Origin of the sequence: Bradyrhizobium sp. STM 3566, from assembly GCF_045571445.1 — a bacterium.
GTDB classification, from domain to species: Bacteria; Pseudomonadota; Alphaproteobacteria; order Rhizobiales; family Xanthobacteraceae; genus Bradyrhizobium; species Bradyrhizobium vignae.
The window spans coordinates 6,555,356-6,574,800 of the sequence record NZ_CP120692.1 but is presented as its reverse complement, the minus strand read 5'-3'; the positions used below and the strand labels follow the sequence as shown (position 1 = coordinate 6,574,800).

Below are 19,445 nucleotides of genomic sequence, written 5' to 3'. Positions count from 1 at the left end.
TTTGCTCGTTGCAATCGCAAAGGCCGCTACTGGCCCTTCGCGACATCTTGCGCCGCCGCCCGAGGCCGGTCGCTATAGAGAAGGCAGACATTGCTTTAGGGTCTGTACTCAATAGGGATTCCCGCTGAGGCGGAGTTGTGATTCAATACCTCCGAGTCGAAGGGGGGCTTAATGGGGCAAAAGCTATATTGGCTGAGTGAGGCGGAGTGGAAACGGATTGAACCGCTGTTGCCACGTGGGCGGCGCGGCGCCCATCGCGTGGTGACCGACGCGTGATCAGCGGGATCCTCCACATGCTGCGATCGGGCGCATGCTGGCGAGACTGCCCGGCAGATTACGGCCCCTACACGACCATCTATAACCGCTTCAATCGCTGGAGCCGCCAAGGCGTGTGGGGCAATATTTTCTACGCCTTGACTGGCTCAACCGGCCGGGTCGGGACAATGTCCATCGACGCGACCCACATCAAAGCCCACCGCTCGGCGGCGGGCGCAAAAGGGGGGACTTCCAGCAGGCGGTCGGCCGCTCGCGAGGCGGACGCACCATCAAAATCCACGCGCTGACCGAGGATTATGGACGTCCGATCGCCTTCGTGATCACGCCTGGCAACTGCCATGACCTCACGGCGGCGCGCGATCTGCTGCCTGCCGTCTCACCTGCTCGACGATTGCTTGCTGACAGGGCCTATGACGCCAATAGCCTGCGTGAGTGGTTGGCCGAGCGCGGAACAAAGGCAGTCATTCCGCCCAACCCAACTCGCAAGCATCCGCACCGGTACGACGTGAAGGCCTACAAAGGACGCAATCTCATCGAACGCATGTTTTGCCGCCTCAAGGACTTCAGGCGGATTGCGACCCGCTACGACAAGCGAGCCGACAACTTCCTCTCGGCCATCCTCTTGGTCGCCGCCGTTACTTGGTGGAGCAATTGAGTCCGGACCCTAGTCGCATCACGCCGCCGGGTTTATGGTACACAGTCTAGCTAGCTAGTACCAGAGTACTGGCCCGGGGGCACACAATGCCGCTCGGAACTACGTGAGCAGGACTCACAAGCCGAACAAGTGCTCGCCGCTCGCAGCATCAGCAGGCTAAGGTTTGTGTCATGGATAATGCTGCTCATGCAGTCCCGCATCGTTGAACTGAGGGGCCCGAATACAGTCATGAATAAATCTCGGTCAAATAATGGCCAAATAAGCTGAGCTGTTTGGATGTAGGTGACGAGGTAATCGGGCGCTTTATTTGCCGGTGCCGGCACTTGGATGACCTCAAGGCCGCACTTGGGACTGCTGCTGCGAGCTTCGATATACTCGTTGGAATGTTGAGCGCCGCCGGGTCCTTGATGCGACGACGGGCTTGAACAACATTGGTCTGGCGGTGGTTAGGGTAAGAAGCCTTTCGTCCGTACAAGCTGTATCGCCGGGGTGGCCAGACGCCAGCATCGACGGTACGAATTGGACGACCGTAGCGCCGCATCATTGAATTGCTTGAAGCAGCGATGACGGCGATCTCAGTGTCCCATCATCGATGATCAATGTAGAGGCTCCGACGCAAAGCCCGGCAAGAAGCTGCCAAAGCGAGATATCGAAGCAGTGCGATGCCGTTTGCGCGACGCAATCCGTCCGAGTGAGACTTAGAGCATCGATCTTTGCCGCCAAATGATTGTTTAGGCCGGCGCGCTCGATCATTGTGCCCTTAGGATGGCCCGTCGAACCAGACGTAAACAGAATACAGGCAAGTCCATCCACGTTAGGCGATGGTATAACGGACGGGGGTCTGCATCCGGCCCAGTGCCGCCTCTATAGCTACGAATTGCGGAGCTGTCTTGCTGCTCCCCTGGAATGGGCTGAGCGAATCCGGAAGGTCTCGGCCTATCAATAAAGCGCAGCGGCTCTGCTCGATCATGAATGATGTTCGGGAAGCCGGCAGCGATGGATCGAGCGGTAGGTATGTTGATCTATGCGATGACCGCCGTCGCCCAGTCGAGGTCCCTTCCCCCCCAGTAGCCGACAACCGCGCCGCGAGCACCCTGCTCTCGCAAAGTCCTTGCGAGGGCATCTGATCTTGATCGTAGCGCTTCATATGTGAGTTCGTCTCGCCGTGCCTCAGCGCAACTCTCTCCGGATCCGAACCGGCAAACCGATTGATCGCCGTGATCGCATCAACCGGTTGACGTTCCAAGGACTGCTTCTTGGCTAATTGATTTTGCGTAGGCACGCGCCCCGCCATTCGTCGCCTTCTTCGGTGCCAAAATCGGAGCGCCGGAGCTCGTCATCGAGGTGTGCATGCGCAGCCACCCTGATTCCGCACGTCATAAGGCTTTTTCCGTCTGAGCTTCTCGGTGTTCGCTTCTGGCTCGGTGATCGGCAGAGGAACAGGCGGAGGCTAGGACGGCGCGTCCACTTTGGCACCTACCTGGTCTTGTAGAGGACCCGCCATCTCTGCATGGCACCCGCAATCAACGCGCCCACAGGCTGTGTCATGGCTTGCGATTATCGTAATTGTCCGATTTCCCGGCACTTGAGCCGGCACCACAACGCATCGATAGCCAGTGTTTGTTGAGTATCTGCAATCGCTTGCCGCGGCAGAGCGAGCCGTGGACGGCTTGCGGATTATTTCTACGGTCGGAGAACCTCTAACGCCGGATTGGCGCGTGCGTGGCTTGTCTTGTATCCCCGCGTTTGCATTCTCAATCATTACGGGCCGACCGAGTGCGTCGAAGGTGTGACGCATCATCTTGTTTCCGTGCCGCCTGCGCTGGCTGAGGCGTATGTGCCGATCGGCAGGCCAATTCAAAACGTTGAGGTTTATGTAGCGGACGGACCACGGCCTGCACTGTAGGAGAAGTGGGCGAAATCTGTGTTAGCGGTGTTGGTGTTGCTGCCGGCTACGTCAATGACCAGGTCCGCACCAAGGATGCGTTTGGGCCAAATCCATTCTCGGACTGCGCATTCCGACGAAGTCGGCCGTGGATTCCGAGCGAAGCCGGCCGCCTGTACCGATTGAAGCCGGCCAGGGATTCCGATGATCCCGGCCGCCTACCGAGGCGGGCTCTCGCGACGACGTCGTCATCAGGTCAGTTGGCGGGCTCGTCGTCAAGCGTCTGACATGGCGATCCTCCATCATCTCCAAGAGGTCGCGTTGCTGCTCGGCAGTCATCGGGGCAAGTCCCCAGTCCGCGTCGAACAGCCGCGGCAGCCGTTGATAGAGCACGGAGCGGTTGTCCCGGCAGGCCTTGTGGCCCAAGGCGCAAGCGATCCAGCTCTTGCCGACGCCGGTTGGGCCAATGATGAGCAGGTTCTGATGCCGGTCGATCCATTCGCCGGCGACGAGCTTTTGGAACAGCGGCTTGTCGAGCCCGCGCGGCGCCTTCATGTCGATATCCTCGACGACGGCGTTCTGCCGGAGGCTGGCGAACCGCAACCGAGCGATCAGTCGCTTGTTCTCGCGTTCGGTCGCCTCACGGTCGACCAGCAGTGCGAGGCGCTCCTCGAAGGCCAGCGTGGCGATGTCGGGCTGTCGCTGCTGTTCGTCGAGGGCCTTCGCCATGCCGTTAAGCCCGAGTGCGACGAGGCGGTTGTGGGTTGGATGTGTCAACATCGTCTCTCCTTTCTTCAGTGGTAGTAATCGGTGCCGCGGATATTGCCGTGGCGGATCGGTGGGTCGTCCGGCGGCCTCTCGTTTGCGTAAGCGCGATCGAGCCCGTGCTGCAGGATCGACTTGATCGAGCCGTAGGAGGTCGCGCCGATGTCGTTACCGCGCCGGCAGGCGGCCTCGATGCGGGCCGAGCCGTAGCTGCGCGCGAGCCGCAGAATGCCGAGACAAGCCCGGAAGCCCTGCTCGGGATGTGGCTTGGCTTTCATGATCGCCTCGAGGAGAGCGATCGTGGCGGGGCCGATCTTGGCGGCTTCTCGTTTGATCCGTGCTGGCGTCCATTCGGCATAGCGCCGATGCGCACTTGGCATGTGCTCCGAGATCGTGGTGTGGCGATGGGGCACGTCAGAGCGGGCGTGGCTGGCGACCCGGAAGCCCTTGTGCAGGATCTCGATCGTCCGGTCGGTGATGCGCGCCTCAAGCTCCTCGCGGATCAGGCGTGAGGGCACCGAGTAGTAGTGACCGGCGATCTCGACGTGATAGTCGGGCGCGACGCGGCACTTCTTCCATTCGGCGTACTGATACGGCGGCGGTAAGGCTTTGAGCGCCGTCTCGTCGATCTGTGCGAACAACTCGTTGCGGCTCACGTCGAGCTTGCGCATGATCTTGGCGTTGAGGTCGGCAACCGCCTCGCGGATGGCCGCGTTGAGCTCGTCAAGCGAGAAGAAGCGCCGGTTGCGCAGCCGCGCCAGCACGAACCGCTGGACAATTTGCACCGCCACTTCCACCTTCGCCTTGTCGCGTGGCTTCCTCGGACGCGCTGGCAGGATCGCAGTGCCGTAATGCTCGGCCAGTTCCTGGTAGGTGCGATTGATGCCCGGTTCATAGCGGCAGGTGGCGGTGACGCCGGCCTTCAGATTGTCGCAGACGATCGCCTTCGGCACACCGCCGATCATGCGCAGGGCATTGACATGTAACCCGATCCAGTCGGCCAGCCCTTCCGACCAGCGCGCCTCGGCAAAGGTGTAGTTGGATGCTCCCAGCACCGCGACGAAGACATGGGCCAGCCGCTGTACCCCGGTCGCGGCATCGAACACCGGCACGGTGTCGCCCGCGAAGTCGACGAACAGCTTCTCTCCGGGCCCGTGCACCTGCCGCATGGTCGGCGAGATCGTCTCGCTCCATTTCCGGTAGAGATCGCAGAACCGGCTGTAGCCATAGCCGTCGGCGTGCTCGGCGCGATATTCCTCCCACAGCAGGAGCAGCGTCACACCGCGCCGCTTCAGCTCCCGGTGCACCGCCGTCCAGTCGGGCAACGGCCGCGCCGGTTTCTCATCGAACGTCGGCGGCGTGAACAGCCGGCGCTCGAGCTCGCCGTCGTCCATCCCTTCCGGCACCGGCCAGGTGATGCCGATCACGGCAGCCCGCCGCAGATACTCACCAACCGTTGATCGGCTGATGCCGACGGTGACCGCAATCTGCCGTTCGCTCACGCCAAGGGCGTGCCGCAGTCTCAAGACTTCTCGAACCTTCCGCATCGGCGCTCTCTCGGCGGGCATCAGACCTCCCCTTGCTTGACCGCAAAGGAGGGCTGGTCCGCGATTCGATCGCCGTCTTCGAGAGCGTCAGGCCGGTCTCAACAGGGCGGCCGGCTTCGATCGGAATGGGTGGCCGACTTCCGTCGGAATCGGTGGCCGGATTGCGCCGGAATCAGTGGCCAGCTTGCATCGGATTATGCACTCGGACGACCTGTCCTTTTGGCGCCTATATCGGACAGGTGATCTTGGGCGCCTCCGTTCCGAGGGCCTTTTGGAATGTCTCGGGCGACGGGATCGTCAGGTCAAAATTCGCGGGCACAGAATCGAGCTGGGAGAAATCGAAGCTCGTTTGTCCGCTCATCCCTTGGTGCATGGCGCCGTCGCAGTCGCCTCTGTCTGCGCAGGTGTAAAGCTTACGGCGCGAGATATAGCTGGGGCGGAGGCGCAAGCCGAGCGGCGGCTGGTTGCGTATGTGACGGCTCCAGCTGAGCTGGAGGAAAGCGACCTTCAGAAGTTTCTTGCCGAGGCGCTCCCCAGCTACATGCTTCCGGAAAGAATCATCCACGTCAGCGGTATTCCACTGACCAGGAATGGAGAGGTCGACTTTTCAGCATTGCCTGACCCGGGGAGTGTTCGGCCGGTATTGTCAACGGCCTTCGAGGAGCCGCAATCAGATCTCGAAGTCCGGCTACGTCAAATCTGGTCCGGCATTTTGCGTATCGATAATATAGGGGTGAATGACCAATTCCGAAGTCATTCATTCTCACCAGGCACTTTCGGCCCGCTTTATCGACGAGAACGGTCCGGTTCAATGCTTTGATGCTCCGCCATGCACCAATCTTGAATTGATCGAAGCATCTCATCTCACCTCCTCCGAGGCGGACGAGCTCATCGCACAGCTTCGGCGAACGGTGCTGAAAGACAATTTCGATTTCGCACAAGGCCGCTTGTTTCGCGCGCGCGTTGTCCGGTTTGGTCCTATCAATCATCTTATATTTGATCACCGCTCACGAAATTGTCCTTGATGCCTGGTCGATTTCTGTTCTGCTCAGAGATCTTCAGCAGAGATATTTAGATGCCGCGGCGCCTTGGCCAGAGAACCGTGTGTCACTCTCGGGCTATGCTGCGTGGGAAAAACAACACATTTCTTCAGAGGCGCTGGAGAACCAACGTTACTATTGGCGTCGCCAGATTGGTGATGATCCGCCGGTGCTTTCGCTTGGAAGAGCGCGCACATTCATACCGCGGCGCCTCGCATCCGGTGCTGCTTGGCAGCGATCTCTCCAGTCGGGTAAGAGAATTCGCGCGACAAAATAGCCGCACCACGTCGACAACACTACTGGCGTGCTTCCAGCTGCTGCTACGAATGTATAGCGGTCAGGACGATATTGTCGTCGGTGTCGTCGGCATGCCACACGCTGTACGGGATCAACCAGGCAGCGCCGACATCATTGGCTTTTTTCAGGTTGGTTGACAGTGTTCCCCTGACGACGAGCGGAAAGATAGACCGTACTCGCCTATCCTCCGTTCCTTACCGCGGGATAGAAACCAGTCAATCTGCTGAGCCCCGCACCAGGAACGAGCGAGTTCTTGCTCGGATCTGGGAGGATCTATTAGGGGTCAAGGGGGTGGGAATCGACAGCAGTTTCTTTGATATCGGCGGCGAGTCTCTTCTGAGCGTGCGTTGCGTCACGCTGGCGTGCAAAGCCGGGCTGAATCTCACCGTCAACCAACTTTATCGAACGCCGACCATCAGGGAGTTGGCGGCCGGGGAAACGGAGGCGGCGCCCCACAACGTCGTTTCCGCGAACAACACATGTTCCGGTTTGACGGTCACACGCCTCTTGTTCAGGTCGCGGCCTTCCGTACTTCGGAAAGGGGCGATTACTATCTGCTGGTGCTGATGCATCATTTCATAGCTGATGGGATGGGCTATCGGTTATTCTTGGAAACATGGGAGGGCGCATACAACGCTCTTGCTGCAGGCCATGATTTGAATGGCCCTGAGACCGTACAAAGGCTCTCTTCCTGGTTGAAGCGCATCGAGCATTACGCGGACAGCGAAGCACCAGACGAACTCAAGTACTGCGAGGATATTGACTGAGGTCAATTCAATCTGCGCGTCAGCGACGCGTCATCGAGCGGCACGAGTGTTGCCGAAGGAAGCGCGAGAGAGCTTCACGATGCAAGTCTCGGAGATCGTCGGGAGGATGCGAACGGCCGTTCGCGGGTAGATCGGGCCAAGTACCATCTTGAGATCGACGGGGAAGCGACAGCGGGTCTCCTTAGTATTGGAGCCAGATCAGCGCATTGTCAGGACTTTGATGTGTTTCTTGCTGCCATGCCCGGTGCGTGTGGAGCCCTGTTCGGCAACTATTCGCTCTGGATTGATAGCCTGACCTCGACACGAGGTCGGCTGTTTGACGATTTCGATCCATCTCAGATCATTGGCCTTATCAGCGAGCTCGTTCCGCTTCCATTGAAGGTCACCGGAAGAGAGGCGCGTTCCGACCGCGCTTGTCTAATATACCGGCAGCGCAATGCGCTGCCGCGTGGGGGAATAGGCTTTCGGCCCTGAAATTCCTAAACCGAGATACAGCCTTGCGGTGCCGGCTCGATCGCCTGCCACTTCCCAGAATTGGGGTGAATTATCGCGCGGGTTTGCAGCGTCATTTCCCACGCCGTTTTCTAGACACAGATCCTTGTCCGCTTTGCATCGGCGAACACATGCATCAAGCAGCGGCGATCCACCTCTTCTGGTTCGAGGTCGGATATCAATCCTTAAGCTGCATCGTCTTTCACCTGTTTTTTGGATATTACGGTGTTGAGAGTTTCGTGACGACAATGCTTCAGTCGCTGGGGGGCGCCTTAGCGCGGTGGTCTCTTTCGCTAGGCAGGGTATCTCTTCATACCGGCGGTACTTCTATTTCCTCTCATATCAGGCTTTAGTGGGGTTTTGGCCAGCCAAGCCATCGCTGAGCTGAGCGCTGGAATGATCGCGCTGTTCGTCATCTTGCGCCAGTTCGCTGAGCTCAGGCGAGGTGGACCAGCGCATTCAGCCGGGAATTGAGGGGGGTCCTCGAGTTGATCGAGCATCATCCCGACCAATTGATAAATTGCGTGCGGGCGATTGCGATTTCTGGCGGCTCGAAAACGAGATATCGTGCTCTTGTTCATCGCGAATCTCGCCTCAAACGCTGAAAACCGGCGCCCCCTCTGCCGTAGTCTATGGGATATGGAGTCTGGTCAGCGCATGGGCTTTTTGAAGGAGTGCACAGCCTTCACAACTAGCGCGGGTGTATGCTGCAACTAATTTCACCTGAGCATTAGTCTCCTGTTAGCTGTTGATGATAAGGAAGCAATTTATGGCAGAGGACAAAAAGAGCAACGAGAAGCTCATCGTAAACAAGAAAGAGCATGATTGGCCGAAGCAGTTCATAAATGGCGCGGAGATCAAGACGCTCGCTGGTTCACCCGCAGACTGGGTCGTGAATATGAGCGTGCCCGGCGGCGGGGAAGATCCAGAAATCGGAGATACGCAAGAAGTCGATCTTAGTGAGCATGCAGACCCGAATGGAATCAAACGGTTCACAACCCGCAAACCTACTACTTCGCCAGGCCAATGACATTTCTCCCCGAAGATGATGTGGAGTTTCTTCGGCGAAGAGCGATTGCATATGAACTGAAGAGCGAGACACCGCCGGCCGGTACAGTTCGCAATGGCATTATCTTCCCCGGCTTTCAATTTTCCGGTAATCTTTTTACTGGCGAGGGCGACCGCCTTGTGAGCTGTGCGACGTGTGACCTCATGATACTGATCCCGCCGCAGTACGCGACGACTAAGCTCGACAGCTTCTATACTCGACCCTACCTGAAAAGACAGGACGGCAGCGGCCCGCAGAACACGGCTATCGATCAAGAGCTTTTTGGTGCGAAATGGCAGTTTTGGTCGCGTCATCTAGCACAGGACCAATGGCGGCCGGATATCGATGGCTTGGAAACCTACCTACAGCACGTTCGGGACGCCCTTAAGGTATGACCCGCGTAACATTCACAATTCTTGAAGAGCAGCGTGCGCTCTTGCAGCAAAGTATATTTCGCGACGAGAGCGAGTATGCTGCACTTCTTCTGTGTGGGCGCTCCCGTTCTCGCGACGCTTGGACGAGTGAGGAAGAGGAGCGGATTGTTGCACGCGAGATTATTGAGGTGCCCGAGAGCGCGTTCATCAAACGCTCTCCGGTCGGCCTTACCTGGTCAACGGCACCTTTTTACCAGGCGGTGAAGCGTGCTGAACCGCAGAACTTTGCGGTTGCAGTCATCCATTCACATCCCGCCGGGTACCTTCGCTTCTCGAGTGCGGACGATATCGCGGACAAAGAAACGTTTGAGATCGCGTTTAACCGGCTGGAGAGTGATCGACCGCATCTCTCGCTTATCATGACGCCTGATGGGCGTTTGGCCGGACGTGCCTACGGTCCGAACCTCAAACCTCGCCCTGTCGACATGATCCGGGTGATGGGATGTCGTTGGCGGTTCACATACCCAGAAGTCAACACTGAAACTGCGCGCCCGGCATTCGACCGCCAGGTCAGGGCGTTCGGCCAGCAGTCCACCTTGGACTTGTCGCGACTGCGCATTGGTGTCGTCGGGTGCGGAGGGACGGGCTCTGCCGTTGCCGCTCTTCTCGCAAGAATCGGTGTGAGGCACTTGGCACTTTTTGATACCGATTTCATCGACGAAACAAACCTGAACCGGCTACATTACTCGACGCGGACCGACGCAAACCTTCGCAGATTGAAAGTCGATGTACTAGGCGAAGCAATCGCTGCTATCGGTCTTCCGATTTCAGTTGCGCGTATTCCGCACCACGTCGAGGACATCGAGGCGCGGGACGCCCTCAAGTCATGCGACGTCGTTTTTGGCTGTACCGACGATCACTTGGGCCGGAATGTGCTCAACCGGTTGGCGCATTTCTATTTCATACCGATCATCGATCTCGGGCTGCTCATCGACCCCCGTAGCGACGGGGGCTACGATGCGTTTGACGGACGAGTCACTGTCGTCCAGCCAGGCAGCCCCTGCCAGGTGTGCAGGGGATTGATTAAATCTGACATCATGCTTGGCGAGGGTCTTCGGCGAAAAGATCCTGCAGTTTACGAGCAAAGAAGGCGGGCGGGTTATGTCGCAGATGCGGCTGATCCAAGTCCCGTTGTCGTAACGTTTACCACTGAAGTCGCAACGATGGCCGTCAATGAGCTGTTCCAACGGTTGAATGTCTTTAGGGGAGCGAACGGTGCGGCATCTGAGCGCGTGCGAAGATTCGATGAAGTAAAAGAAGCCGATCTCTTGCCTTCTGGCAAATCACGGCCAGGCTGCAAGCTATGCGATCGGCGCCGCTACGATGGTAGAGGTGATATGGATCCGTTTCTGGATACTGCCTCATGATGCGACTGCCACTCTCCTGGGTTCAATTTATGATTGATATCGGGCTTCTTCGTCGTCCCGATTTCCTGGTGAAAGATGTGCCGGAGCCACCGGATGAGTTCAGCGACGGCTTTATTTTTCGGGAAGTGCGGGGAGGTTACCAGAAATGGCTTCACCTGAAGTGCCCTCGATGCGGCGAGCATATTCAGATCCAGTTGGCAGGAGCTCGGCGCTGGACAATATCGATAGATTGGCTGAATAGGCCGACAGTCGCCCCTTCGATCTGGCAGACGGGAAGCTGCCAAGCCCACTTTTTCATTCGCAAAGGTGTTATCGATTGGTGCCGAGATGTCGGAGCACCTCGTCAGGTAGTCTCGCGGTATGTCTGACATCATTTGCGATGTTTGCACAATCAGCAGGGCGTCGGTGATCTTGAGCACGGCTGCCTTGTTAAGTGGTGAGGTGACTGGTCTTTGGCAGAAGGTTGGCGATGGATGAGACGCTCCTGCTTGTACTTTGTATCGTGCAGGGCCGTGGAGCTGTCGGAGCGCGGTCTCTATCGCATCAGTGCCATCTATCATCGCGAGAGCGGCGTGTCGTTCGCACGCTGGTGCAGGACAGTGGCCTTTCGTCTTAATGCGGCCGACTTCTCCGTGCATGACGAAGAAGGGTGTCCTGCGCTTGCCAATGGTGATCACGAAGCTGCTCGAAGAAGCGGGTTTGGGTGTTAGCTTTTAAATTATGTAACGACAGCTCCGTTAAGCGGATGACCGGCAGTCTCCGATTAGTCTCAAGAGCCGCCGAATTCAGGCGGCTGGGGTTTAGGCGACGGGGGCACACAAATGACGTAAGCCGTTGAAACATATTCGGCTACGAGGAGGCCCGAAGAGTGATCCCGCCGGGCCCTGGCGTTTCACAGCGACATCTACCGAGAATCGATGGCAATATCTGGTCACTTAGTTCGACTGTAAACTTTTCGACCATCCGGCACGGCCTCGTCTACATGCAGAATCGGAACGCCGAGCGCGCCTGTTGCCAAGAGGCTGGGCAAGGTGGTCCGAGGAACACGCCCCTCTTGCGGGAATAATGCCCTGCATCGTGGTTGGCGAGGATATCTTCTCCCGGCCGACATCTGACCTTCGACAGGTCAAAAGGAGGAGCCTGCGCGCGGCCAATTCGAGACGAAAGAGCAGGCCGCCTCTATCGCGATGAAACCGGTGCGGGCCTGAAGGCGTCCCGTAGGCTCACGACACCGGCGTCTTCTCGTCCCGAGTCGGTACAATATTTCTCCCGGTCACTTGCGCCGGCTTTACACCGACGAGTTCTTCATAGAGACGAGGATCAGTCGCGCCCTCGGTGTTGATCAGGAAGACCGTGCATTCTGTCCAAGGCCGGTCATTGACCGCGATGTCTGGTTGGAGGCAACTTTCAGCAGTCCTGCCAGACCTGCGCCGCCACTTTCCCCAGCAACGACAGCGGGATCGCCATCGACAGGGTTTAGCTTCATGACGCTGATGGCGTCTTCGTCGTCGACCGTCATGAAGGCATCGGCAGCGCGCGAAAGGATGCGCCATGCGACGAGGGACGGATCGTAGCACTCAAGCATCGCCATCACTGTTGGCGCCCCATGCTCCGCCTTGACGGGATGGCCAGCTTGAGCGCTTTCAAACAGGCACGCTGCGCGCGAAGGCTCGACAACGGTGAAGAATGGCCTGTTGTCGCCAGCCAGAACCCAGAATCAGCAGCGACCCCACCCACGCCGGCTTGAACGAATACGTGGGTCGGAGGCTCGGATAACTGACGCAGCGCTTCGCTCACGAGAGCGGTGTATCCCTGCATCACTATGCCCGGGATACGCTCGTAGCCCGGCCAGGACGTGTCAGATACTATGATCCACCCCTTATCTGCGGCAACTCGGGACGCTTCGGCGACGGAGTCATCATAGTTGCCGCTGACGCGGATCGTCCGCGCGCCAAAGCGAACGATAGCCGCGATCCGCTCGTCGCTGACGCCCGAGTGAACGAATATGACGCAATTCGCGCCAACCAGCTGGGCACCATGCGCGACTGATCTGCCGTGATTGCCATCGGTGGCGCACGATACCGTCGTCCCCCGCGCTACGGCAATTACTTCGGGCAATTGGAGCTCGGTCGAAGGACCCGGCCGAGCCTCCGACCTGCTTCCTCCAGCACAAGGCGGATCACGGCACAGGAACCACCCAAACCTTTGAAGCTACCAAGCCCAAGCCGATGGCCTTCGTCCTTCAGGTGGATCGAGGCAACGCCGATCTCACGAGCAAGGCCCAGCAGCGAGACGAGCGGCGTTGCCTTGTAATCGTCTCGATGCGCAAGGAAGCGCTCTACTCCGCGCGCTCCTTCGACACTGAGCATCTTGGCATCCGAAGCTTCCAGTGGCGCGCGGTAATCGGTGTGCCGGTTGAGAAGCAACATGGTTCGACTCTCTTGCGTCTCTGCTGACGCTTATCAGAAACCTCATTTACGACAATAACATCCATGCATTCTGCGGCCACTTATGCATGAGTGGATCGCTCCGGTTTCTGCTGTCGGAGAGCCTGCGCGATGCTCCATCTGCGACATCAAGCTGGGCTATCAGTGACAATTACTACGTTCGATTCTGGTTATAGTCACCGAGCAAGGCCTCGTTGGCGGTATAGTCAGGTACATCGTCCTTCCACCGAACGGAGCCAAACGGACGTTCTAGCATGCGCCGGATACGCACGGGCTCCGGACCCACGTGAAAGGACGCAGCTTGACGATCTAGCGCGCGTTCTGAATGCGTCGAGCGATTGCGTTGACGCAGATAATCAAGCCACGTGGGGCAATGGTAGCGTTCTGTCCACAGTTCAGGATCAGCGATATCGCGAGCAATCGACCAGCCATACGCACCATTCCGCTTCCGGAACAGCTGCACATCTTGCATGACGTTATGAAAGGCCCGCGCATTCTCTTGTGCCACGCGGTATTCGATTTCAATCACAACCGGTCCACTGCGATGCGTGAGCGCTAGCCGAACCTCAGGATGCGCGAGCGCTTCAGCATCCCCGCTTTGCGGGTTTATGCGAGGCATACGGAGCCAAAGCCCCAATAGTGGAGAAATTAACATCAGCACTGCTGATATCAAAAGCGCTGTGTCGACACCGGCGGCATCGGTCAAATGACCCCAGCCCCAGCTACCGACAGCAATGCCTCCCGAGCTTGCTGCTTGGTAGGCTGCGAGCGAGCGCCCCGCGACCCAGCGCGGCGCCGATAGCTGCACGCCAATGTTGAAGAGGGCCCAGGAGATCATCCACACGGCCCCCGCAAGGACGAGAGCGGCCGATGTTAGAACCAGCTCGTGGCTCAACGCCACTGCCAGAAGCGCCCCACTCATGGACAGTGCACAGGCACGAATTGCTGCTTCACCGCTCAGGCGCTTCCGTACCTCGGGTACGTATAGCGCTCCAACCACCGCGCCAAGACCGAACGCGCTGAGAGTTATTCCATAGGTCTGAGCACCGCCTCCAATGAGATCACGGGCGACCAGCGGCATTAGCGCGATGATGGCACCTCCGATCACGCCGGTGATCACGGAACGAATCAGGACGATTTTGATCGATGGCGAGTTGGCGATGTAGCGGATCCCCGAAACGATGGCGCGGTTTAGTTTTTCGGGCGGAAGATATGACGGTTCGGAGATTCGCTTCCACAAGAACAGCGCAACAAGCAGTGGCAGATATAGCAATGCATTTAGGGCAAACGAAGCGACTGCGCCGGCTGCCGCAACCACCATCCCGCCGATCGCCGGCCCCACGCTGCGCGCGATGTTGTAGCTAATACTGTTCAGCGCGACCGCAGCTGGGAGTGCTTCCGCCGGCACTTGCTCGCTAACTGAGGATTGCCAGGCAGGGTCCATCAGAGCCACACCGCTGCCGATTACAAAACACAGGACCAGCAACGAGTCTGGCGTGACCATCCCTAGCCAGGTAAGTGCCGTCAGCGCGGTCGCACCAACTAGCGACATGCTGAGCGCGACAAGCATCACGATCCGCCGGTCATACATATCCGCAATTGCTCCTGCGGGCATCGAAATCAGCATAACCGGTAACAAAAACGCTGTCTGCACAAGCGCAACTTTGTCCGCCGACGTTGTCATCTGAGTCATCGCCCACGCTGCGCCGACGCTCCGGATCAGGGCGCCCAGGTTCGTAAGGAGACTCGCAAGCCAGATACGCCGAAAGGTGATATGGCGGAAGGGCGCTGTTATACCTTCAGTGCTAATTGTGCGAGGCTTGAGACGAGTCATCTAGCTTGCTGCCTTACCCCGGATGGCTCGACAAATGAGAAGACGGTAGTGGCAAACGGGAGGCGTCATTCGACTTGCGCTGCTTAGATGTAAGAGAAACCTCAAAATAGTCAGCTTCACGCCAAGGGTTCCGCCTCGACTATCCCGATCCTGACGAGTAAACCGTAGTCACTCCCTGCGAGATGCCGCCGAAGGCCAGGTGCCACTCAACTCAGCCAGAGGTCTTATCCTTTCGGCGCCTTGTATTGACTCCAAAAGTTGATTTCTTCGTGACAGGCGCCGCCGAGCGAGGCGCGGCGCCTTGGCGCGCCACTGAAGCGGAGCCGATCTTCTTAGATCTGACCAAAGGTCAGCAGCGATGAACGCATATAGGTGAGGCCATACTCTAAAGTGGTTTGAATATTTCATCACGCGTAGCCACATAGAGCACAAAATCGAAGGAAACTCTCAGCGTTTTACCCGCACTACGCGACGAAAAAGGGCGCTAGCGAGGTGCGCTGCCCAACCGACGTCTCTCGTCGGTAAGTGTTTGCGGGTTCATCGGATCGGGTCATTCAGCTCGCTCGCGCCACGAAGCGCCCCCCAATGAGCGGTCGGCGTTGATAGCCGAGAGGAGTCGCCACTCAGTCGAAGTTGCACGCCAATGCGCGAAGACCTGCGCTCGTTTCGCAACCGGTGCCGCGACACCTTACCGGACTTGCTTTGGTAGGTGAGCCGGGTCTGGTGGCGAGACACTCTTTCAATCCTCGGACGGAGCCTCAATTGGAATTGCAAATCCGACTTTTACCCGGTCCATGACCACCATGGTCTTGAAGCCCTTGATATCGGGGTTCTCACGGAAAAATCGCCGCGTGAACTCCTCATAGTCATCCATGGTGCGTGCAGTTATGTAGAGGACAAAGTCAGCATCGCCTGTAACGTAAAACCCATTGACGACTTCAACGGATGATTTGATCGCCTTTTTGAATCTATCGATTATGTCGGAGCGCTCCCGCTCCAATGTCACCAGCACAAGCATCTGAATAGGTCTTCCGACCGCCTTGGCCGAAACGATCGAAACGTCCGCCTCGATGATGCCGTCCGAGCGAAGCCTCTTCAGCCTGCGTTGACAGGCGGTAGCGGAAAGCCCGGCTAGTTCGCCAATCGTCTCGGATGTGAGACGGTTGTTCTTTTGCACGATCTCCAGGATGTGAGCGTCGATTCGGTCGTATCGCATAACAGGCTCCGGGGGCAGCGAGGAGATTCTGCGAAGGATCGGTTCTTCCGCAGAAAAACATCTCGTATTAAGCAAATCTCGTCGAAAAAAATCGCCGTCACATAAGTATCGTCGATCTAACAACAAATACAAGAAATATGCTGCATGGATTGCAAACTGTCCTTCGAAACGCCGCTCGTCCCGTGACGCAGACTTTTCTAAGATGAGCGTCAGCTGCGCGCGCAGCAGTTGCCGTCGCTCCGTAGTGGTTGGGAGTCGACGAGACTTGAGCTTGGCTATGCATCTCGGTGTTTCGGAAGGAGGTGTCGTTGGATCGGTTTGACCTGCCACTGAGTATTTCCTCCAGAAGGAGTTAGAGTCCGGCCCGAGGAAGGACGGACAGATGAAGCGAGCAAGGTTCACGGAAGAGCAGATTATCGCGATATTGAAGGAGCATGAGGCGGGAGCGAAGACGGCTGACCTGGCTCGCAAGCATGGGATCTCCGAAGCGACGATCTACAATTGGAAAGCCAAATTCGGCGGCATGGACGTTTCCGAGGCGAAGCGGCTGAGGGCCTTGGAAGAGGAGAACGCGAAGTTGAAGAAGCTTTTGGCCGAGCAGATGCTCGACGCCGCCGCCCTCCGCGAGCTGCTTTCAAAAAAATGGTAGGGCCCGCCGCCAAGCGCGCTGCGATCGCGCATCTGCAGGCCGTCATGAGCCTGTCGGAACGGCGGGCCTGCTCGATTGTGGGGGCGGATCGGAAGATGATCCGCTATCGCTCCAACCGCCCGCCGGACGCAGTTCTGCGTGGCCGATTGCGCGATCTCGCCAACGAGCGGCGGCGTTTCGGCTATCGCCGGCTATTCGTCTTGCTGCGGCGGGAGGGCGAACCGTCGGGGATCAACCGGATCTACCGGCTTTATCGCGAAGAAGGGCTCACCGTCCGCAAGCGACGAGCCCGCCGCAAGGCCGTGGGGACCCGGGCTCCGATCCTGGTGGAGGCTAAGCCCAATGCCCGCTGGTCGCTGGACTTCGTTCGCGACCAGTTCGCCAACGGCCGGCGCTTCCGCATCCTCAACATCGTCGACGACGTCACCAAGGAATGCCTAGGCGCCATTCCAGAGACGTCGATCTCGGGACGGCGCGTGGCCCGCGAACTGACGGCAATCGTCGAGCGACGCGGAAAGCCAGGAATGATCGTGTCCGACCATGGCACCGAGTTCACCTGCAACGCCATGCTCGCCTGGAGCAAGGACACAGCCATCGCTTGGCACTTTATCGCGCCGGGAAAGCCGATGCAGAACGGCTTTTATCGAGAGTTTTAATGGTCGGATGCGCGATGAACTGCTCAATGAGACCCTATTCTTCGATCTCGACGACGCCCGCGCCAAGATCGCGGGTTCGGTCGCCGACTACAATATCCGTCGGCCTCACTCGTCGCTGAAATACCTCACCCCCGCGGCCTATGCCGCCCACCTCACCGCAACGGACGATCGGCTGCGCAACCCCGACCAGCTCCGCCGATCGTCCGTTGCTCCACCCGCGCCACTTGGCGTACAAACCACCGAGACTCTAACCGCCGCTGGATGAAAGTTCAGTGGCAGCTCAGGTTGGTTTTACGCTTGGGTGAGCGGCGCGAACGGCTTTGGCGCCTGATTCGGGCCGCGCAAAGCTACGTCCTGCCCTAATGCAAACGGCACTTCACGGTGTGTACCGCGTGCGCCTTGCTAAGAAACGACGTCGCTCATGCAGCCCCATCTGGTCGGTGTCCATTCGGGACGGTCGCAACAACTGCGTCATACGAAGGCTTTGGAAACAGCGTGCCAAGTGGTCCGCAGGATCTTACCTGTACAATGAATTGCCGGAACCAAGTCGCCCTGACTGACGGGCGCATCATCCTTCGAAGGCGACTGCAAATCCCGCTTCCGCGCTATCACAAGCGACATGCTCCTGCCGCGATATCGGCGGGAGCATGAACCAGGACCCATTCAACAGGATCAGGACACGGATGCGCTCAGCCGAGTATTGCTGCGGTCTGTCGCAATGACATCAGCGATCATTTCAGCTGTGACAGCGGATAATGTCCAGCCGAGATGGCCATGGCCGGTGTTGTAGAAAACATTCGGGCGTTTGCTTCGGCCAACCCTCGGCATCATGCTAGGTGTCATAGGACGCAAGCCCGCCCATGGCACCACTTGAGCGGTAGACACATCCGGAAACGATCGCTCTACCCACCGTATCAGAGGCTTAATTCGGTCCCAGCGGATGTCGCGGTTTTCGCCATTAAACTCGGCGGTCCCCGCGACCCGGAAGCGATCTTCTCCTAACCGGCTGGTCACGATCTTGGTGGCCTCATCAAGCAGGCTGACACGGGGCGCAGCCTTTTGGCTCGTTTCGTCTCTCAGCTCTACCGTGATGGAGTAGCCCTTGACGGGATAAATGTTTATGTTGTCCCCCAGCATTGAACCAATGCGGCGGCTGCCGACCCCCGCGCAAACCACTGCGCGTTCGGCCTTGAGTTCTTCCTTTAGCGAACCTCGTTTCCAGTGTACGACCACGCCGTCTCGATCGGACCGCATGCCGCAGATCTCGGCACCAAAGACGAAGCGTACGCCCCCTCGCTCGCAAGCCGCAGCGAGGCCGCGCGTAAACTTGTGAATGTCGCCGGTTGAGTCAGACGGGGTAAAGAATCCGCCATAATACTGATCGCGCAGAGCTGGCTCTATTGTAAGCATTTCAGAGGGCGTCACGGGACGGCGATCCAATCCGCCCTTGAGCAGCAACTGATTCACGCGAGAGGCCGCATCGAAGTCGAGCTTGCTCGAGTAAACGTGCAAAATTCCTCGCCGCTCCAAGTCGAAATCGATGCTCTCCCGATCGGCTAGCTCAAAAAGATGCTTGCGAGCAGCTATCGCGAGTTTCGTCGTTTCGATCGTGTTGTGGCGGTAGTTTCGAATCTGGCCTACGAACTCTGCCAGCCAAGTATACTTGTGAAAACTGGGGCTTGGGTTCAGCAACAATGGTGCGTCTTTGCGCAGCATCCACCTCAAGCCTTTAACGATTGTTGCGATGCTATTCCACACCTCGGCATTGCTCGCCGACAATTGGCCGCCGTTCGCAAACGAAGTGTCCATCGCCGGATAGCGCTGGCGATCCAAGACTGTAACCGAATAGCCGCGGCGGGCCAGGGCATAGGCAGTTGTAACTCCGGTGATACCGGATCCTATAATGACGATCGTACTCATCGTGTGCTCCAGGACAGGATTCAACGAACGGTGAATGGCTTCGCCATGTCTCCGTCCCCAAATCTGTCCCTGCACCTGAGAGCTTTGTCCGCAATCCTCGTGGATCACGGTCCCCTTCGGTGGGTGCTGACCAGCACCTCTCTCCAGATC

At 58.2% G+C, this 19,445-nt stretch carries 16 protein-coding genes, 4 pseudogenes and 1 riboswitch; of the genes and pseudogenes, 12 read left to right on the top strand and 8 right to left on the bottom strand.

The genetic code is table 11. The annotated features are described in order from the left end of the window. Nucleotides 1–171 precede the first annotated feature (171 nt). Nucleotides 172–931, top strand: a pseudogene (locus P6U27_RS31315) (IS5 family transposase). A 540-nt stretch (nucleotides 932–1,471) separates the two neighbouring features. Here P6U27_RS31315 and P6U27_RS31310 read toward each other — a convergent pair. Further along, the gene (locus P6U27_RS31310; RefSeq protein WP_407193191.1) at nucleotides 1,472–1,744 is read right to left on the bottom strand and encodes an AMP-binding protein; all 273 of its coding nucleotides are present in this window, start codon (nucleotides 1,742–1,744) and stop codon (nucleotides 1,472–1,474) included. 898 nt (nucleotides 1,745–2,642) lie between these two features. Between P6U27_RS31310 and P6U27_RS31305 the strand changes: the two genes are divergently transcribed. Further along, nucleotides 2,643–2,837: a hypothetical protein gene (locus tag P6U27_RS31305; protein ID WP_407193190.1), complete on the top strand. Its 195-nt coding sequence runs from the start codon at nucleotides 2,643–2,645 to the stop codon at nucleotides 2,835–2,837. Between the two features lie 51 nt (nucleotides 2,838–2,888). Here P6U27_RS31305 and P6U27_RS31300 read toward each other — a convergent pair whose 3' ends face one another. From P6U27_RS31300 to P6U27_RS31290, 3 genes are all read right to left on the bottom strand, one after another. Next, nucleotides 2,889–3,596, bottom strand: coding sequence for an ATP-binding protein (locus tag P6U27_RS31300; protein ID WP_407193189.1), 708 nt, complete (start codon nucleotides 3,594–3,596; stop codon nucleotides 2,889–2,891). Nucleotides 3,597–3,610: 14 nt separating this feature from the next. Then, nucleotides 3,611–5,149 (bottom strand): IS21 family transposase, encoded by a 1,539-nt coding sequence (istA, locus tag P6U27_RS31295; protein WP_407193188.1) that lies wholly within the window; start codon nucleotides 5,147–5,149, stop codon nucleotides 3,611–3,613. Nucleotides 5,150–5,354: 205 nt separating this feature from the next. Beyond that, nucleotides 5,355–5,693, bottom strand: coding sequence for a hypothetical protein (locus P6U27_RS31290; RefSeq protein ID WP_407194551.1), 339 nt, complete (start codon nucleotides 5,691–5,693; stop codon nucleotides 5,355–5,357). Between P6U27_RS31290 and P6U27_RS31285 the strand changes: the two genes are divergently transcribed. From P6U27_RS31285 to P6U27_RS31245, 9 genes and pseudogenes are all read left to right on the top strand, one after another. After that, nucleotides 5,601–5,948, top strand: a complete 348-nt coding sequence (locus P6U27_RS31285; protein WP_407194512.1) for a hypothetical protein — start codon at nucleotides 5,601–5,603, stop codon at nucleotides 5,946–5,948. The two genes, P6U27_RS31290 and P6U27_RS31285, sit on opposite strands and share 93 nt — an antisense overlap. Further along, nucleotides 5,866–6,153 carry a condensation domain-containing protein gene (locus P6U27_RS31280; RefSeq protein WP_407193187.1) on the top strand — a complete coding sequence of 96 codons (288 nt, stop codon included), beginning with the start codon at nucleotides 5,866–5,868 and terminating at the stop codon, nucleotides 6,151–6,153. The genes P6U27_RS31285 and P6U27_RS31280 overlap by 83 nt, the downstream gene beginning before the upstream one ends. After that, a pseudogene (locus tag P6U27_RS31275) lies at nucleotides 6,092–6,602 on the top strand (condensation domain-containing protein). The gene P6U27_RS31280 and the pseudogene P6U27_RS31275 overlap by 62 nt, the downstream one beginning before the upstream one ends. Further along, nucleotides 6,526–7,032: a phosphopantetheine-binding protein gene (locus P6U27_RS31270; protein ID WP_407194511.1), complete on the top strand. Its 507-nt coding sequence runs from the start codon at nucleotides 6,526–6,528 to the stop codon at nucleotides 7,030–7,032. The pseudogene P6U27_RS31275 and the gene P6U27_RS31270 overlap by 77 nt, the downstream one beginning before the upstream one ends. Next, nucleotides 6,945–7,232 (top strand): condensation domain-containing protein, encoded by a 288-nt coding sequence (locus P6U27_RS31265; protein ID WP_407193186.1) that lies wholly within the window; start codon nucleotides 6,945–6,947, stop codon nucleotides 7,230–7,232. The genes P6U27_RS31270 and P6U27_RS31265 overlap by 88 nt, the downstream gene beginning before the upstream one ends. Before the next feature lie 1,261 nt (nucleotides 7,233–8,493). Beyond that, nucleotides 8,494–8,754, top strand: coding sequence for a multiubiquitin domain-containing protein (locus tag P6U27_RS31260; RefSeq protein ID WP_407193185.1), 261 nt, complete (start codon nucleotides 8,494–8,496; stop codon nucleotides 8,752–8,754). After that, nucleotides 8,751–9,167 carry an E2/UBC family protein gene (locus tag P6U27_RS31255; RefSeq protein WP_407193184.1) on the top strand — a complete coding sequence of 139 codons (417 nt, stop codon included), beginning with the start codon at nucleotides 8,751–8,753 and terminating at the stop codon, nucleotides 9,165–9,167. Before P6U27_RS31260 ends, P6U27_RS31255 begins: the two co-directional genes overlap by 4 nt. Continuing rightward, nucleotides 9,164–10,573: a ThiF family adenylyltransferase gene (locus P6U27_RS31250; RefSeq protein ID WP_407193183.1), complete on the top strand. Its 1,410-nt coding sequence runs from the start codon at nucleotides 9,164–9,166 to the stop codon at nucleotides 10,571–10,573. Before P6U27_RS31255 ends, P6U27_RS31250 begins: the two co-directional genes overlap by 4 nt. Continuing rightward, nucleotides 10,570–10,941 carry a DUF6527 family protein gene (locus P6U27_RS31245; protein ID WP_407193182.1) on the top strand — a complete coding sequence of 124 codons (372 nt, stop codon included), beginning with the start codon at nucleotides 10,570–10,572 and terminating at the stop codon, nucleotides 10,939–10,941. The genes P6U27_RS31250 and P6U27_RS31245 overlap by 4 nt, the downstream gene beginning before the upstream one ends. An 855-nt stretch (nucleotides 10,942–11,796) precedes the next feature. On the opposite strand, the pseudogene P6U27_RS31240 reads toward P6U27_RS31245, so the two are convergent. The 3 genes and pseudogenes from P6U27_RS31240 to P6U27_RS31230 all read right to left on the bottom strand — a co-directional run bounded on the left by P6U27_RS31240 (nucleotide 11,797) and on the right by P6U27_RS31230 (nucleotide 16,070). Next, nucleotides 11,797–13,002, bottom strand: a pseudogene (locus P6U27_RS31240) (diaminopropionate ammonia-lyase). A 172-nt stretch (nucleotides 13,003–13,174) separates the two neighbouring features. Then, nucleotides 13,175–14,854 carry an MFS transporter gene (locus P6U27_RS31235; RefSeq protein WP_407193181.1) on the bottom strand — a complete coding sequence of 560 codons (1,680 nt, stop codon included), beginning with the start codon at nucleotides 14,852–14,854 and terminating at the stop codon, nucleotides 13,175–13,177. Nucleotides 14,855–15,593: 739 nt separating this feature from the next. Continuing rightward, nucleotides 15,594–16,070 carry an Lrp/AsnC family transcriptional regulator gene (locus tag P6U27_RS31230; protein ID WP_407193180.1) on the bottom strand — a complete coding sequence of 159 codons (477 nt, stop codon included), beginning with the start codon at nucleotides 16,068–16,070 and terminating at the stop codon, nucleotides 15,594–15,596. 382 nt (nucleotides 16,071–16,452) lie between these two features. Here P6U27_RS31230 and P6U27_RS31225 point away from each other — a divergent pair. Continuing rightward, nucleotides 16,453–17,640: pseudogene (locus P6U27_RS31225) on the top strand (IS3 family transposase). Nucleotides 17,641–18,047: 407 nt separating this feature from the next. On the opposite strand, the gene P6U27_RS31220 reads toward P6U27_RS31225, so the two are convergent. Further along, nucleotides 18,048–19,295 carry a D-amino acid dehydrogenase gene (locus P6U27_RS31220; protein WP_407193179.1) on the bottom strand — a complete coding sequence of 416 codons (1,248 nt, stop codon included), beginning with the start codon at nucleotides 19,293–19,295 and terminating at the stop codon, nucleotides 18,048–18,050. 61 nt (nucleotides 19,296–19,356) lie between these two features. Beyond that, nucleotides 19,357–19,444, bottom strand: a riboswitch (glycine riboswitch). Between the last annotated feature and the right edge of the window lies 1 nt (nucleotide 19,445).